Below are 16,921 nucleotides of genomic sequence, written 5' to 3'. Positions count from 1 at the left end.
TTTTAAGGTAATACATATACCTTTACTGTTCTAACTCCCCAGTTCCAAACATCCTGCTTGGAAGGAATGAATACATCTATTTTATTTCCTTTAATAGCTCCACCAGTATCCCTAGCTCCAGCTGGACCATACCCTTCTACATATACATTTGATCCAAGTGGAATAACTTTAGGATCCACAGCAATCACTTTTAAATGTGGATTGGCTGTTAAATCATCGCCCATGCTCGTATAAACATGTTGACCAGGTTTCACACCATTTTCTGCTGGATCGTTTGAGTATGCTGTTGATCTAACCGTTAGCTCACGTGTATTTACCCATTGTCCACCATCTTTGAAATAATTCATTTTTGCATCAATCTTATTCCAACCTGTTTTCATTGTTCCGCCAGTTGCTGCATCTAAGTAGTACCAAAAGCCCCATTTGTTTAACCAGCCTGTCTTCATTGCTCCGCCGGCCGCTTCATCTAAGTAGTACCAGCTACCCCCTGTTTGTAACCAGCCTGTCTTCATTGCTCCGCCGGCTGCTCCATCTAAGTAGTACCAAAAGCCCCATTTGTTTAACCAGCCTGTCTTCATTGCTCCGCCGGCTGCTTCATCTAAGTAGTACCAGCTACCTCCTGTTTGTAACCAGCCCGTCTTCATTGCTCCGCCGGCTGCTCCATCTAAGTAATACCAACTACCCCCGTACTTCAACCAGCCCGTCTTCATTGCTCCACCGGCTGCTCCATCTAAGTAATACCAACTACCTCCGTACTTCAACCAGCCCGTCTTCATCGCTCCGCCAGCTGCTCCATCTAGGTAGTACCATTGATTATTTACCGTAATCCATCCTGTTTTTTTACTACCATTTTGATAATAAAACCATTTCCCATTTTGTGATTTCCATCCATTTTGCTGAGGAGCCGCTTGTGTTATAGTATTTGATGTTTCTGCTAAACTACTATTCGGTTGGAAACCGAGTCCTAGAGCCGCAGCTAAAGTGAGTGCTATAATTTGTTTTCTCATAAATTCCTTCCTTTTCCTAAATTTTATCATTGACTAAACATATGTACTATGTATAAGTATAATTGTTTCTAAGATAAGAATAAGAGTAGTAACATAATTGTAATAAAAATTAAATAGAATGAAATCCAATTTCAAACTTAGTGCATACTGGAATTAATCTATTTTTGTATGTAATTTGAAACAACAAAAGGACAACTGCACAATATCAGTCACCTATAAGAAATGTAGAAAAGGATAGATTAACTTTTACAAGTCAATCTACCCTTTTCTATAAACCTTAAAACTCTAGTTCAATGTCAATGCCTATTCCGCTCTACACCATCTCTAGAATTTCTGAATCACCAAAACAATCATCACAACAATCCCTATAAACATCACTGCTAAACACCCAATTAATTTATAAAAACCTCTCTTTGTGAGTGTATTATCTTTCGTAATATCTTTACGAACGAAGAAATACATGAATAGAACTAAAATAATGCTGATACCAAACGTATAAAGAAGTTGCATTTTTTCTCCTTCCTATATAAGACCTATTTATTATTTTCCACTTAATATCTTTTAGATAAAACAACAAACGAAATAAAAACTGTACTAATTGTTAATGCAGCTAAAATATTAAGTAGTTCTCCAGCGGTCAATATAATGATTTCTAAATGTAGTCCAAATGAAAAAACAATGAAATATATCAATAATGCAAAGAAAGAATAAAACATTCCTTTTTGACGAATCAACTTCATTCGCTCATCTTTTTCTTTAAATTGCGGATGTAAATAGCTTAAGCAAAAGCACATAATCATCATCGATACTAATGTATAAGTCGGAGTGGGCGGCGCAGAATGTGTCATAACCCCTGCTAATACCATGAATCCACTCATAATTAAAAAGAGCATACCAATAATCATAAAGTACTTCTGTGAATAATTCATTACTATTCCCCCTTTTCTATCATTCCTCTTCTTTCCCCTCATAAAGAAATACATTCTCAATTGTTGTCTGAAATGTTTTCGCAATTTCAAATGCTAAAGGAAGCGATGGATCATATTTTCCTTTTTCAATTGAAATAATGGTTTGCCTAGATACTCCAAGCTTTTCAGCTAACTTCTCTTGAGAGAATCCAAATTTCTTTCGGTATTCTACCATTTTATTTTCCAAGGAAATTTCTCCCCCCTTACTTACATACAGCATAAAGGTAAAGGGACCTTTACGTCAAGTTCCCTTTACATAAGGTGCAGTTTATATGAGTAAATTTTTTGCACTATACTCCACAGTTAGATTCCGTATCTACTGGAACGCCCGCCCTCCTCCTCCTTATAATGACTATTTTTATAACCAAAGTGGTAAAGTATAACGAATGAATACAAACAAAATATTATGTTTCTTCCTTATTCCTGTCCCCTTCTCTTTGTTTTTGCTTGGCACGGGACAGAAAAAGGCTCTAAACGTATGAACAAATTCTCTCTTCCATCTAAAAAAACGGTTTTATTTCTTTTCCATTTACACCGAAAAATTTCGTTATATTAATCCTTCTCTAATTAGGAAAAATTAGTATAGCTATATGCATTTTGTATTTTTACATATACAAATTCTCTTCCTATTTGCATGACATGAGCTACCGTTTTTAAGCAATTTTCTGCTATATTTGCAAAAACTAACGATTTATAAGCCATTTTCAAATCATAATCATCACTTATAAGCAAATTTTTCTTTTTTTCTTTCAATATTTAACACTATTGAAATAAAGTTTACGATAAATTCATAATTTTTTATTTTTTATACTATATTCTGTTATATTGTTGTATAATATTCTTGAAAGCGCTTATTATTTTAATATACATAATCCAAAGGGATTTTCGGCGGAAAATTCTAACAATTACTTTTAGACTTTCATCGGGATAATCTTTCCCAATGATGGATGTATCAAATGAAATCACCTATTTTTTTCCTAAAGTTACTTTATAACATGAAAGATTAACTTAGGTGATAAGTAATTGTGAATGTTTTTTTACAAAACGGATAAGTAATAATGTTTGGTATTATGTAAATTATTGTAATAACATAAGAGTAAAGATAACATTTACATTCATTACTGATTCATCAATTATGAAAAGAGTGAAATGCATCCTTTTCACATGAAAAAAGGAATATATGCATTGGGAGGTTTAAACAAATGACGAGGAAGAATACAGCGACAAACCCTTGGGCCAAATTCCATGGTCCGAACCTTGGCTATGTTATTGAACAGTATGATCGTTACGTGACTAATGAAGGTTCTGTTGATCCGGAATTACAAGAGCTTTTTGAAACTTTTGGAGCTCCTTCATTCCAAGCTGATGTCGTAACAGGGGACAACAAAGAAACAAATTTTTCTCCTCAAGGTACAGGAAACATTGAAAAAATTCTTAAAGTGGTGCAAGTTGTAGAAAGTATCCGTTCGTTCGGACACCTATCGGCTCATATTAATCCGATGGAAGATCCTACTGATGGACAATCCCTTATTCATGAAGCAATGCGGGACTTGAACGATGAAGATTTGAAAGCGATTCCAGCAAAAACAGTATGGCCAGATGCCCCAAATGATATTCACACAGCTCTTGATGTAATTAATAGATTAAAAGATGTTTATACTAAATCTTTAGCCTATGAATTTTCTCATATACAAGATCGTGAAGAACGTGCGTGGTTGCATCAAATGGTGGAATCAAATTCCTTGCGTCAACCACTACCAAATAAAAAACGAACTGCTCTTTTAAAACGTTTAACAGCGGTTGAAGGTTTCGAGCAATTTTTGCATAAAACATTTGTAGGTCAAAAACGTTTCTCTATTGAAGGCGTTGATATGCTTGTACCTGTACTTGATGAAATTATTTCTGAAGGTGCTAAGGGCGGCGTAAATGACGTTATGATCGGTATGGCTCACCGCGGCCGTCTTAGCGTACTCGCTCATGTATTAGAAAAACCATATAGTCACATGTTTGCTGAATTTAAACATGCAACAATAGAAGGTGTAACTCGTAATGCTGGCTGGACTGGCGATGTGAAATACCATTTAGGTAGAGAACAAGTCGTTGGCTCTGAAGAAGCTAGCACACGCGTTACATTAGCAAATAACCCGAGTCACCTTGAGTTTGTTAATCCAGTTGTTGAAGGTTATGCACGTGCAGCTCAAGAAAATCGTAAAAAAGCTGGTTATCCTGAACAAGATGTTTCGAAATCATTCGTAATTTTAGTTCACGGTGACGCTGCATTCCCTGGTCAAGGTATCGTATCTGAGACTTTAAACTTAAGCAGACTAAATGCATACCAAACAGGTGGAACGATTCACATTATTGCAAATAACTCAGTTGGCTTTACAACAGATAGCTATGATTCTCGTTCTACAAAATATTCAAGTGACCTTGCAAAAGGTTTCGATATTCCAATCGTCCATGTAAATGCTGACGATCCTGAAGCTTGTCTTGCAGCTGCTGATTTGGCAATTCAATATCGTATGCTGTTCAAAAAAGACTTCTTAATCGATTTAATCGGTTACCGTCGTTACGGACATAACGAAATGGATGACCCAGCAGTTACGCAACCACAAGTTTATAAGAAAATTAAAAACCATCCAACTGTAAGAGCGTTATATGCGAGCCAATTAGAAGCTGCTGGCGTTCTAAATACAGATGAGGTTGAAACAATTACACAGTTTATACAAGAAGAGTTAAAAGCTGAATATGCACAAGTACCACCAGCAGATACAAGTGACGCAGCAATTCACGTTAAAGTTCCAGATGTTGTCGCGAAAGGAATTCAGCCGATTGATACTGGTCTTCCACTTGAAACACTTCGCGCAATTAACGAAGGACTTTTAACTTGGCCAGAAGGCTTTAACGTATATCCGAAAGTAAAGAAGATTCTTGAGCGCCGAAAAGATGCTCTTGAAGAGAACGGTAAAATTGAATGGGCACTTGCTGAGTCTTTAGCATTCGCTTCTATTTTACAAGAAGGTACGCCGATTCGTTTAACTGGTCAAGATTCACAACGTGGTACGTTCGCACACCGTCATATCGTATTACATGATACAGAAACAAACGAAACATATTCACCGTTGCACCGATTACCGAATATCAATGCATCTTTCTCAGTTCATAACAGTCCGTTATCTGAAGCTGCTGTTGTTGGTTATGAATATGGCTATAACGTGTTCGCTCCAGAAACTTTAGTTATGTGGGAAGCGCAGTACGGTGACTTCTCAAATACTGCACAAGCATTATTTGACCAGTATATTTCAGCAGGAAGAGCAAAATGGGGACAAAAATCCGGTCTCGTTCTTCTATTGCCTCATGGTTATGAAGGTCAAGGACCAGAGCACTCTAGTGCACGTCCAGAACGTTTCTTACAACTAGCTGCAGAAAATAACTGGACTGTTGCAAACTTAACAAGTGCGGCACAATATTTCCATATCTTGCGTCGTCAAGCATCAGTCCTTGGTACAGAAGCTGTTCGACCATTAGTAATTATGACACCAAAAAGCTTATTGCGTCATCCACTTACAACTTCATCAGGTAGTGAGTTAAGTGAAGGACGCTTCCAACCTGCGCTAGAACAAGCAAACCTTGGTACGAAACCAACGAAAGTAAAACGTCTTGTTTTAACAACTGGTAAAATGGCAATTGATTTAGCTGCAGAGATTGAATCTGGGAAACATGAGTACAATTTAGATGAAGTTCATATAGTTCGTATTGAGCAGTTGTACCCATTCCCTGCTGAAAAAGTTCAATCTATTATAAAACGCTTTAAAAACTTAGAAGAAATCATTTGGGTACAAGAAGAACCAAGAAATATGGGCGCATGGCATTACATGGCTCCAATTCTGTTCGAACTTGCTGGAGATAAAGTGAAAACAGGTTATATTGGACGCCCAGATCGTTCTAGCCCATCTGGTGGCGATCCATTCGCACACAAAGCTGAGCAAGAACTTATCGTTGCACACGCATTAGATACAAAGTATAACTTCCGTCAAGACAAACAAGAAATCGAAGTTTATAGTAACTAAAAATAATCGTGATTTACTCTAGCTCATTTGGGCAGATTTCCTTACCTACTCAGTCGTAAAGAATTTCTGCCCAATCAAGCTGGAAAAGATGGAGATTACCGAAGAAAAAAGAAGACAAAACACACCGTTAGGCAAATAAGGGGAGGACATTTAAAATGATCGAAATTAAAGTACCTGAGCTTGCAGAATCTATTTCAGAAGGAACTATCTCACAATGGCTTATCAACGTAGGCGACAAAGTTGAGAAAGGTGGCAGCGTTGTTGAGCTTGAGACTGATAAAGTCAATGTAGAAATCATTGCAGAAGATTCAGGTATTGTATCACAACTATTAGGAGAGCCTGGGGATACAGTTGAAGTTGGCGACATCATTGCAATTTTAGATGCAAATGGCGCGGCAGTAAGTACACCTGCTCCAGCGGCACCAGAACAACCTAAACAAGAAGTTACTGAAGCACCTAAAGCTGAGGCTCCAAGTGCTGCACCAACTACTTTACAAGGTCTGCCAAATACTGATCGTCCTATCGCATCACCTGCTGCTAGAAAAATGGCACGTGAATTAGGAATCGACTTAAATGACGTACGCAGCACAGATCCACTTGGCCGCGTGAGACCACACGATGTACAAGCACATGCTGCTGCACCAAAAGCAGAGCCTAAACAAGAAAAAACAAGTCCAAAACCAGCAGCAACAACTGAGTTCGAAAAACCAGTTGAGCGCGTAAAAATGTCCCGCCGCCGTCAAACAATTGCAAAACGTCTTGTAGAAGTTCAACAAACATCTGCAATGTTAACAACATTTAACGAAGTTGATATGACTGCAATCATGGAATTACGTAAAGAACGTAAAGACGCATTTGAGAAAAAACACGATGTTCGTCTTGGCTTTATGTCATTCTTCACAAAAGCAGTTGTTGCAGCATTAAAACAATTCCCATTATTAAATGCTGAAATCCAAGGTGACGAGCTTATCATTAAAAAATTCTATGACATCGGAATCGCTGTAGCAGCTCCAGATGGACTAGTTGTTCCAGTTGTACGCGATGCAAACCAATTGAACTTCGCTGAAATTGAAAGTGAAATTCGTGAACTAGGTAAAAAAGCACGCGATAACAAACTTACATTAAAAGAACTACAAGGTGGTACATTTACAATTACAAACGGTGGTGTGTTCGGTTCCCTTATGTCAACACCAATCCTAAACAGCCCACAAGTAGGTATTCTTGGAATGCATAAAATTCAAGTAAGACCAGTTGCAATCGATGCAGAACGTATGGAAAACCGTCCGATGATGTACATTGCTCTATCTTACGACCACCGTATTGTCGATGGTAAAGAAGCAGTTAGCTTCCTTGTAGCTGTTAAAGAAATGCTTGAAGATCCAAAATCATTATTATTAGAAGGTTGATTAACTTTCTAACTATACAAGGCTGTAGAAATAGTCGATACATTCGACCTTTCTACAGCTTTTTTTATAAAGTGAAACTTTAATCAGTGTGGTGTTTTCTTCATCCACCGCTGATTATTCCCCTTCACCAATCGGGCTTTTACGAGCAACTCGTCTCCCATCTAACTTCCTTGCTTTTTACTCAATTTTAAGGTAGGAGTCTTATTGCCCTAAAATAGCGGGATAAAAAATAAAACTATATCCTCCCTTCTCTCCTGCTTCCGTTATAATCAATCAGCTTCTACACTCCCTCCATTCATGAATGAAAAACACTTTCTGTACTTAAATAGGTCTTGCAATTAGTAACACCCGCAAGGCAGAATTCATAGGTTGATGTGGAGAGTGTACAGAAAAATACACTTTCTTCCACTCTTTTTTACTTTTAAATAGCCCTATATATGACTAGGAGGCGATAACATGTATCATTTCCAAAATGAAATTCAATCGTTAGGCTTGAATGATTTTCAAACAGGCGAGATCACTGTTTGGAACCCTCAAACTCAGTCCTATTACATTCCGCGCCCACAAAACTGTGGCGGACAAAACTGTGGTGGACATCACTGTGGCGGGCAAAACTGCGGTGGACATCACTGCGGTGGGCATCACTGCGGTGGACATCACTGCGGTGGGCATCACTGCGGTGGACATCACTGTGGCGGGCATCACTGCGGTGGACATCACTGCTGGAACGGACATAACTGCTGGAATGGACACCACTGCGGCGGACATCACTGCGGTGGACATCACTGCGGTGGACAAAATTGCGGTGGACAAAATTGCGGTGGTGGTGGCCGATAAAATCACTAAGCAGCATAGTTACTTAAAGGAAAAAGATTGTCTCTGCAACATCCACTGTAGAGGCAACCTTTTCTAACTTATCATAAGGGACAAATCAAAGTACATACACTGATAATGTGCGCTTAAAACGAACTGACTGATAAGGAGGAATAAAATGAGTAATCTGCGGGCTTCTACAAAGCTAAAGATGAACAAAGATACATTTTTCATTCCCAACCCAGACGGGGGTGTTTATTTTAGGAACAACTCCAGTTCATTCCGGATGCAAGGGAGTGATATTTACCAATGGATTGAAAAATTGATGCCCATGTTTAACGGAGAACACACGTTAGAAGAATTAACAAATGGACTCTCCCTTCCTTATCAAAATAGGGTATTTGAAATTGGAGAGATTTTGCACCAAAATGGTTTTGTTCGGGATGTAAGCGAAGATGCTCCCCATCAATTAGAGAAGACATTACTTGAGAGATATGCATCACAAATCGAATTTTTAGAGAACTTCTCGCAATCTAGTAGCCTGCAATTTCAAATGTATCGACAAGCTAAAGTCTTAGCGATTGGATCTGGATCTTTCTTTACTTCATTAGTTTCGTCCTTGCTTGAATCTGGCTTACCAGAGTTCCATTGCCTCATTACGGATCCCGAAGCAACAGATGATGCGCGACTTGTTGAGCTTGTACAAAAGGCCTATACTGCCGATCAGAATGTACTTGTTCAAAAGATAGATACAACGGTAGATTGGCCCTTACGCGAGATTGTCCAATCATTTGATTGGATTCTATATGTATCTGAAAGTGGTAATATTGAAAAGTTAAAAATGCTTCATGAGATTTGTAGAGAAGAAAAGAAAAACTTTCTTCCAGCTCTTTATTTACAACAAGTAGGATTAGCGGGCCCTGTAGTTACTTCAGATTCTAACGTATGCTGGGAATCAGCTTGGCGACGTATCCATGAACCAGCTCTGCAAAAAGATGGGCCGTTAGAGCCTTTCTCGCCAATCGCCGGAGCTATGTTAGCAAACATCCTTGTTTTTGAGTTGTTCAAAAACGTTACAGGAGTTACGAAACGAGAACAAACGAACCAATTCTTTTTACTAGATTCCGAAACACTAGAAGGCGAATGGTATTCTTTCATTCAACATCCACTTATCACGACTGAAGGCTTGCATAGAGACATCATACCGAACCTTGATGAAGTACTCGGTCAACACTCTAATCAAAATCGTTCGAATGAGCTATTTCACTTTTTCGACCAGTTAACTTCAAATAAATCTGGAATCTTTCACATATGGGAAGAACAAGATTTAACACAATTACCTTTATCCCAATGCCGTATTCAAGTTGCCAATCCATTATCAAACGGACCAGCTGAGCTCCTACCTGATATCATTTGCGGGGGTTTAACTCATGACGAAGCACGACGAGAAGCAGGATTAACCGGAATCGAAACATATGTATCACAAATGGTTGAGCAAGACAACTGCATGGGAATTGGAGCTGGAGAAACAATGCTAGAAGGGGTGTATCGCGGATTACAAAATTACTTAACAACTACCTTGCACAAACGACAATTTACCCAAGCAGAAAACATTTTTCCTCTGCAGTTAACCGAAATCAATGACACACACTGCCAGTTTTATTTCAATGCACTCTCAACAATGTACGAAACACCTCAAATTGGAATTGGTGAAGAAGTGTTAGGATTCCCTGTTGTTTGGACCCGCATGCACAATCAGTGGTATGGTGGTACCGATTTAAATGTAACATTAGCGCTAAGAAACTCATTACAGCAGGCACTACTGCACGCGCAAAATCAACAGCTCTCTCCTAACTCCTATGTATTATCGGATTCATCTATTTTCGTGCAAGATACAGACACATTTAGAGTTGAAATACAAAACGAGGAGGTGATTCCTCAATTAGAAACCTTACAATCAGCCCTACTACATTTAAAAGAAAATAATCTTTATCCCGTCGTCTTTGATTTAGCCATCGAACCCTTTTTACAAGAAGGTTTGGGCAGTGTCGTTGGCGTGCTCATAAAAGAGGAGGAAAACTGATGGATACGAACATATTACTTGTAGGAAACGGCCTACTCGCAGATTATGCAGAGCAACAATTATCCACTTACTATTCTGTTATTCGCCAAAACACTCTTGAAGAAACGCTCCCTGAAAATATTCACCTTGCTCTCGTATTACACGATGGTTACTCTCCTTCTATTCACCATAAAGCGGAAGAAATATTTCGATCCGCTAACATCCCTTGGGTTAGGAGCTTTATTTCATTTGGTGAGGGTATCATCGGTCCTTACATTAAGCCCGATCAACCTGGATGCTCCCATTGCGCTGATGCTAGGCGGCTCGTAGCTGGTTATGATCGAAAAGAAATGTGGGAACTGCAGCGAAAACTTTTAACGGAACGCGATGATAGTGTAGAGCGGGATATATATGCAACACAAAACGGAATTTTACAAATGAGTCACCTCATTTATGCAGAAACGGAGAAAATATTGACAAAGCATCATCCAACTTTACAAGAAGAGCTACTTTTATTTAACATGCAAACATTTCAATGCTCACGTCATTCATTTCTCCCCGATCCTCTATGCCCCGTGTGTAGCTCATTACCTGATGATACTGAATCAGCTGCTCATTTATCACTACAACCTTGCTTCAAAACGAGCAATGACAGCTATCGTTGTCGTTCCGTAGATGATTTAAATACTTTTTTAACGAAAGATTATTTAGACTATCGAACCGGACTTTTAAACGGAAAAATGCAAAATTCCCGTTTACCATTCGCTGATGTCATTGTAAATATGCCCTTACTTATGGGAAACGAAGGAGTTGCCGGCCGAACACATTCCTATATAATTAGCGAGTCGACAGCGATTTTAGAAGGATTGGAACGATATTGCGGAATTGCTCCTCGCGGGAAACGGACAAAAATTCATGGGAGTTATCACGAGTTAGAAGACAAAGCAATCAATCCTGTTACACTTGGTCTACATACAAGTGAACATTATAAACAGCCTAATTTCCCGTTTAAGCCATTTCATCCTGATGATCCGCAAAATTGGGTATGGGGCTATTCTTTATTACAAAATCGCCCAGTGTTAATACCAGAATCCGTTGCATATTACAGCTTAGGGCACAAAGACGGATTTGTCTATGAAACTTCTAACGGCTGCGCCATTGGAGGAAGCTTAGAAGAAGCGATTTTTCATGGGATTTTAGAAATAGTAGAACGCGATGCCTTTTTACTAACTTGGTATGCACAATTGCCACTCTCTCGCCTTGATTTAGCTTCTGCACATGATACAGAATTACAATTAATGATTGAACGAATGCGCACAGTTACAGGCTATGATTTACATGTTTTTGATGCAACGATGGAACATGGAATTCCGAGTATCTGGGCAATTGCTAAAAATACAAAACAGACTGGAATGAACCTCATTTGTGCTGGCGGAGCTCATATGGAACCAGTGCGAGCTGTAAAAAATGCCATACATGAGCTAGCTGGTATGCTCCTTATAATGGATGAAAAATTTGAAGAAAACCGGCAAAAATATGAACAATTTTTACATGATCCATATCTTGTAACACAAATGGAAGATCATAGTATGTTATATGGTTTACCAGAAGCAGAAGAACGGCTTCAATTTCTATTAAATAATGACCAGCCTCTACAAACATTTGACCAAATGAATCACCTTCCATCTAGTGATGCCGACTTAACTGTAGACCTCAAGCACCTTCTAGATCGATTTGCTCGCTTAGGACTTGAAGTAGTCGTTGTTGATCAAACAGCTCCCGCTATTCGTAAAAACGGCTTACATTGTGTAAAAGTCTTCATTCCTGGTATGCTCCCAATGACATTTGGTCACCATCTTACTCGCACATCAGGACTACAAAGAGTATTACATGTACCGATGGAACTTGGTTATACAGCTAATCCGCTAGCGTTTGAAGAACTAAATCCGCATCCCCATCCATTTCCGTAATTCGCGTTGTAAGGAGGAAATTTCATGGAATTAGAGGCATTTCTACACAATTTACATTTTTCTATCGATGAAATTATGCCCGCAAATGAGAATGTTAACTGGGAAGATGCACCGCTTCCTTATAAACTATATCGTGGTTTACCTATCGTCCCTCTTTCTCTTGATGTGCCATTAACATTACGAAATCAAAATATGCCTACCGAACCCGATCTGGAAAAAATAGGACATTTTCTTTGGTATACATTCGGCTTGACTCAAATTTGCCAATCCCCTCTCCATTTCGATCAAGAGAAAACAAGGAATATATATCGAAGGTTTGTTCCTTCAGGAGGAGCTTTGTACCCAAATGAATTGTATATATATTTAAGGATAGAAACAATCCCCTATGGCATCTACCATTACGACGTAGCACATCATCGTTTGGTCTTGCTTCGGGAAGGAAATTTTGACTCTTATTTGACGCAGGCACTCGGGAATCGCTGTGATCTATCCGCTTGTTTCGGCATCACTTTCGTATCAACTATGTTTTGGAAAAATTTCTTTAAATATAATAATTTTTCTTATCGACTCCAAGGTCTAGACGCCGGCGTACTCATCGGTCAATTACTAGAAGTCACGAAACAATTCGGCTATACGTCTGGTGTATATTTTCAATTTCTTGATCGGGCTATGAATCACTTACTCGGATTATCTGAGCAAGAAGAAAGTGTATACGCGGTGATTCCGTTATCTAGTAAACCTACAGCAGAATGGTTTTACCAGGGGGATACATTCGAAAAAAACATCTCATCTCATGAACTATCTCAAGAGCTCCCTCTTCTGCAGCATGATTACTTTATTCGCTCACAAAATGTTATAGAGTATCCAATGATAACAAAAATGAACAGAGCTTCCATGCTAGAATCAACAGAACAATTTCAAACTGTAGGAGAAGACGCAACTGCTTCACATCACAAACAAACTTTAACGCTCCCTAAGGTGCAGCGATTATCGTACGATTTTGCATCCGTTTGTCAAAAACGCTATTCACCAGATCTAGACTTTGTCTTACAAAAAATAAATAAAACGCAGCTCACTACCTTACTTCAAGAAGCAAGCCTTTCCTTTCCTTATCAAAATGATTTAGACGGAACACATATCAATCCGAAAGCACGCGTCTCACTCTGCGGATGCTTTTATAACGTAGAAGGTTTGCCAAATGGGGCATATTCCTATGACAGTAGTGCTCATACATTAGAAGAAATTAGCCCCGGGGATTTGCGCCAACCTTTACAATCTGGTATGACAATGGATAATGTAAACCTCTTTCAAGTGCCACTCTGTTTACACGTAATAGGAAATAAAGAGTATTTAAAAAACGATTTAGGTTATAGAGGATACCGGATTCAACAAATGGAAGCTGGCATACTCGTACAAAGGCTCGTCTTAGCAGCCTCAGCTATGGATATGGGTGGACATCCACTCTTAGGTTTTGATGCAAACTCATGTGACAAACTGTATGAAATGGATAGGACGCAAAAAACGTCCCTCATTCAAATTCCGATTGGTTTCTATCGACCTCGCACTTGGCTTAAAGGATATTTGCATAGCTAAAAGATCCGCCCTCTGCTTCTAGCAAAGGGCGGATCTTTTCTATTAAATCAATTTAAATATACTCTTAATCTGCCTTGCAAATAGCCAATTCTTTGCTCCGCAGTTATCATTTAAACTATCTAGCATAATAGAATTTCCATTAGAGAATTTCAGCTCTAATGTTGTATTTTTATCATTTGTTTTTAGGCCTATGTCTGTAATGTTCTCATACTTTAACTTTTCAACTTGAATATATTCTTCTTGCGCCTGACCAATGACAACATGATCTTGGAAAAAGAAGAACACTTCAGCTTTCTTTCCAAAACAAAATACATGTTTCGGGTAAATTAAAGTAGCGTTATCAATCGCAACGCATAATTCCTTTACTTCTTGGACAATCTCTCCAAAGTCCTCTTCATGTCTTGCATTTGACTCTTCAATCCACTCTTCTACTGTTCTCATATTTATTGCCATTTCTTATCCTCCAGCATCATTCATTACTTGCTCATATGTATTTACATCATAATAAGATTTGTATTCCGATATTTGCGGCATCTATTTTTCAAGAGTAAATATTATATCATAAAGTGAAACTTTAATCAGTGGGGGTTTTCTTCATCCCCCACTGATTATTAGTTGAACCAATCGGGCTTTTACGGGCAGTTTATCTCCCACCTAACTTCTGTGCTCCCGCCGAATTTTGAGGTGGGAGTATTACTGCCCGTTAATGCGGGATAAATTTTTCAGTATAAAAAATAGCACCCCTATAAGAAGTGCTATTCTGCTCGCCTCGCTGCTTGTTGAATCGGATCCCAAACACTGTTGTATGGTGGAGCATAGCTTAAATCGACATCCTCTAAATCATGGATACTCATTTTATGGAATAAGGCCATCGCAATGACATCAATTCGTTTATCCACGCTTTCTTCTCCGATTACTTGTCCACCAAGTAATTGTTTTGTATCAGCTCGATACAACAATTTCACATAAAGTGGTGTGGCACTTGGATAATAACCAGCCATACTTGTTGAATCTACCTTTACTGTTTTATAAGGGAGCTTTAATCCACTCGCTTCTTTTTCATTTAAACCTGTTCTCGCTAATGTGAGTCCCATAAATTTAATAATCCCTGTACCGAGAGTTCCTTTAAAAGCTCTTCGTTTATCAATCATATTTAGTCCAGCAAGGCGCCCTTGCTTATTCGCAGTTGTACCGAGCGGGATATGGTCTTGCATTTCCTTTACAACATGATAATGCATTGCACAATCTCCTGCCGCATAAACATCCTCGACATTTGTTTGCATATAAGCATTTACTTCTATGGCACCTTTGTTGTTCGTACGGATTCCAGTTCCATTCAAAAATTCCGTATTTGGTTGCACGCCAACTGAGACTAAGACAAGATCCGTTTTATACGTCCCTTTATCTGTTTCAATCCATTCGACTTTCTCATTTCCCTTAAATGCTTTTACATTTTCATTTGTTAAAATTTCAATATGATGTTTCGCCGCTTCTTCATGTATATGTGCGGCCATATCCGCATCATAAATCGTGCCGATATGATTATTTCTTTCAATCATTCGTACACGCTTCCCAAGCTCCACAAATGTTTCAGCCATTTCAAGGCCAATTGCCCCGCCGCCAATAATTGTTACTTGCTCAACATTTTGTTCCTGCAGTGTCTTCAATATTTTATGGGCATCTGGAATTGTTTTTAGAAGATGAATCCCTTTCAAATCCCTACCTTCCCAATCTGGCATAACAGGCCTAACTCCCGTTGCAATTAACAAGCGGTCATATGTATATTGAAATGACTCCTTTGTCTTTGTATGTATACCATGTACAGTTTTATTTTCAATATCAATTTTCGTTACTTCATGATTTGTTTTCGCATCAATTCCATACTTATCACGAAATGTCTTCACATCTCTGGCAATTAATTTTTCAGTAGAAGGGATCACGCCACTAATCACATATGGAAGTCCGCACTGTGCATATGAATATATTTCACCTTTTTCTAGTGTAACAACCTTTGCTTCTTTATCATTTCTCACAATTTGCATTGCTGCGCTCATACCAGCTGCATCCCCGCCAATAATTACATAGTTCACCAAACCACTCCTTTGTACAGTGTCTATCGTTTACATTTTCCAAATTCACCATAAATACTCTATAAATATCATATACAAAGTATAATATCTTCTTCCTTTTGTTTACAAATGAATTCCCTTCCGTCCAAACATAACAACGCACACCATTTCATATATATCCATTTTTGTTTTCTAACATGCTAATCTCGACTTCGAAAACAAAAAGAATCTTATGCTCATTTGTTTCTTCTGGTTTCATATAGCATGGGATTGAACTACCCCCACCTTCACTTCGTTTAGAGGAGGGGGTCTTCTCGGTTAAAATGATAAAAAAGGATCTGACCATTTCTATGCATGGCCGGATGCTCTCTCCAACTCAAAAGGATGGTTTTATACCTTAAACATCCTTTGAACATTATAGGTAAAACGTCGTGTCTTATAAATCTGATTATTAATATGCTATAACAGTCACAATGGAAAGTAGGTGAACAGACTCAATGTGTAGTAATTTTATTTCTACTCCTGCTGAATCCAAAATCGCTCAACCACTTGAACAAGAATTCAGTATTCATGCAACAATCTACGATGCAGAGGCTTGGGCAGTTGATAGCGATACCTTTTTTCAAGAAATTTGGAAATCCACCCTATTTGCATCTACCTCTCAGCCTGATGAGGCGGTCTATCCACTTGGTATTCTTAAGATTATCAACCTCTCTTACGATGCAGTAAAAGTTGTCGCATCAGAAAAATTAAACAGTAGACTCGAGATTACAGTTCCACCGAATTCAGAAGCCATACTTTCTTCCAGTGCTTTATCCGATGTCCAAGCTAGTACAACTGGAAAATCGAGTAGGGTCAACTTTCTCTTTCATATCTTTTTTTCACGCGAACCAGCTAAAGCTGCCCTTATACCACTGCAAAAATAATAAAAAAGGTACATCACCATCATTGATGATGTACCTT

Annotated in this window: 14 protein-coding genes; 7 read left to right on the top strand and 7 right to left on the bottom strand. The window is 38.6% G+C overall.

Features of this window, described 5'->3' with window-relative positions:
* Positions 1–2: 2 nt before the first annotated feature.
* The 5 genes from LOK41_RS07965 to LOK41_RS07945 all read right to left on the bottom strand — a co-directional run bounded on the left by LOK41_RS07965 (position 3) and on the right by LOK41_RS07945 (position 2,728).
* Positions 3–1,007, bottom strand: coding sequence for a 3D domain-containing protein (locus LOK41_RS07965; RefSeq protein WP_241815998.1), 1,005 nt, complete (start codon positions 1,005–1,007; stop codon positions 3–5).
* A gap of 324 nt (positions 1,008–1,331) precedes the next feature.
* Entirely contained in the window at positions 1,332–1,517 is a 186-nt protein-coding gene (locus tag LOK41_RS07960; protein ID WP_241815997.1) for a DUF3976 domain-containing protein, read from the bottom strand.
* A 41-nt stretch (positions 1,518–1,558) separates the two neighbouring features.
* The gene (locus LOK41_RS07955) at positions 1,559–1,936 is read right to left on the bottom strand and encodes a permease (RefSeq protein ID WP_241815996.1); all 378 of its coding nucleotides are present in this window, start codon (positions 1,934–1,936) and stop codon (positions 1,559–1,561) included.
* A 19-nt stretch (positions 1,937–1,955) separates the two neighbouring features.
* A complete protein-coding gene (locus LOK41_RS07950; RefSeq protein WP_174099410.1) occupies positions 1,956–2,162 on the bottom strand; it encodes a helix-turn-helix transcriptional regulator in 207 nt (68 codons plus the stop codon).
* Positions 2,163–2,542: 380 nt separating this feature from the next.
* Positions 2,543–2,728, bottom strand: a complete 186-nt coding sequence (locus tag LOK41_RS07945) for a hypothetical protein (protein ID WP_241815995.1) — start codon at positions 2,726–2,728, stop codon at positions 2,543–2,545.
* Positions 2,729–3,177: 449 nt separating this feature from the next.
* On the opposite strand from LOK41_RS07945, the gene LOK41_RS07940 reads away from it, so the two are divergent.
* From LOK41_RS07940 to LOK41_RS07915, 6 genes are all read left to right on the top strand, one after another.
* Positions 3,178–6,045 carry a 2-oxoglutarate dehydrogenase E1 component gene (locus tag LOK41_RS07940; RefSeq protein WP_241815994.1) on the top strand — a complete coding sequence of 956 codons (2,868 nt, stop codon included), beginning with the start codon at positions 3,178–3,180 and terminating at the stop codon, positions 6,043–6,045.
* A 155-nt stretch (positions 6,046–6,200) separates the two neighbouring features.
* A complete protein-coding gene (gene odhB, locus LOK41_RS07935; RefSeq protein ID WP_174099408.1) occupies positions 6,201–7,451 on the top strand; it encodes a 2-oxoglutarate dehydrogenase complex dihydrolipoyllysine-residue succinyltransferase in 1,251 nt (416 codons plus the stop codon).
* A gap of 456 nt (positions 7,452–7,907) precedes the next feature.
* Positions 7,908–8,288 carry a heterocycloanthracin/sonorensin family bacteriocin gene (locus LOK41_RS07930; RefSeq protein WP_241815993.1) on the top strand — a complete coding sequence of 127 codons (381 nt, stop codon included), beginning with the start codon at positions 7,908–7,910 and terminating at the stop codon, positions 8,286–8,288.
* 154 nt (positions 8,289–8,442) lie between these two features.
* Complete coding sequence (locus LOK41_RS07925) at positions 8,443–10,347, top strand: putative thiazole-containing bacteriocin maturation protein (RefSeq protein WP_241815992.1); 1,905 nt, start codon at positions 8,443–8,445, stop codon at positions 10,345–10,347.
* On the top strand, positions 10,347–12,296 hold the full coding sequence (locus LOK41_RS07920; RefSeq protein WP_241815991.1) for a TOMM precursor leader peptide-binding protein: 1,950 nt from the start codon (positions 10,347–10,349) through the stop codon (positions 12,294–12,296). The genes LOK41_RS07925 and LOK41_RS07920 overlap by 1 nt, the downstream gene beginning before the upstream one ends.
* Before the next feature lie 24 nt (positions 12,297–12,320).
* Complete coding sequence (locus LOK41_RS07915) at positions 12,321–13,889, top strand: SagB family peptide dehydrogenase (RefSeq protein ID WP_241815990.1); 1,569 nt, start codon at positions 12,321–12,323, stop codon at positions 13,887–13,889.
* Positions 13,890–13,931: 42 nt separating this feature from the next.
* On the opposite strand, the gene LOK41_RS07910 is transcribed toward LOK41_RS07915, so the two are convergent.
* Together LOK41_RS07910 and LOK41_RS07905 are read right to left on the bottom strand one after the other, a co-directional pair.
* The gene (locus tag LOK41_RS07910) at positions 13,932–14,342 is read right to left on the bottom strand and encodes a DUF3908 family protein (protein ID WP_241815989.1); all 411 of its coding nucleotides are present in this window, start codon (positions 14,340–14,342) and stop codon (positions 13,932–13,934) included.
* Positions 14,343–14,644: 302 nt separating this feature from the next.
* Positions 14,645–15,979 (bottom strand): FAD-dependent oxidoreductase, encoded by a 1,335-nt coding sequence (locus LOK41_RS07905; RefSeq protein WP_241815988.1) that lies wholly within the window; start codon positions 15,977–15,979, stop codon positions 14,645–14,647.
* Positions 15,980–16,455: 476 nt separating this feature from the next.
* Here LOK41_RS07905 and LOK41_RS07900 point away from each other — a divergent pair, with 476 nt between their 5' ends.
* Positions 16,456–16,884, top strand: a complete 429-nt coding sequence (locus LOK41_RS07900; RefSeq protein WP_241815987.1) for a hypothetical protein — start codon at positions 16,456–16,458, stop codon at positions 16,882–16,884.
* The last annotated feature ends 37 nt before the right edge of the window (positions 16,885–16,921 follow it).

Source organism: Bacillus sp. TL12 (assembly GCF_022625245.1).
Taxonomy (GTDB): Bacteria; Bacillota; Bacilli; order Bacillales; family Bacillaceae_G; genus Bacillus_A.
The sequence above is the reverse complement of the archived record's forward strand: the minus strand, read 5'-3'. Positions and strand labels throughout refer to the sequence as shown.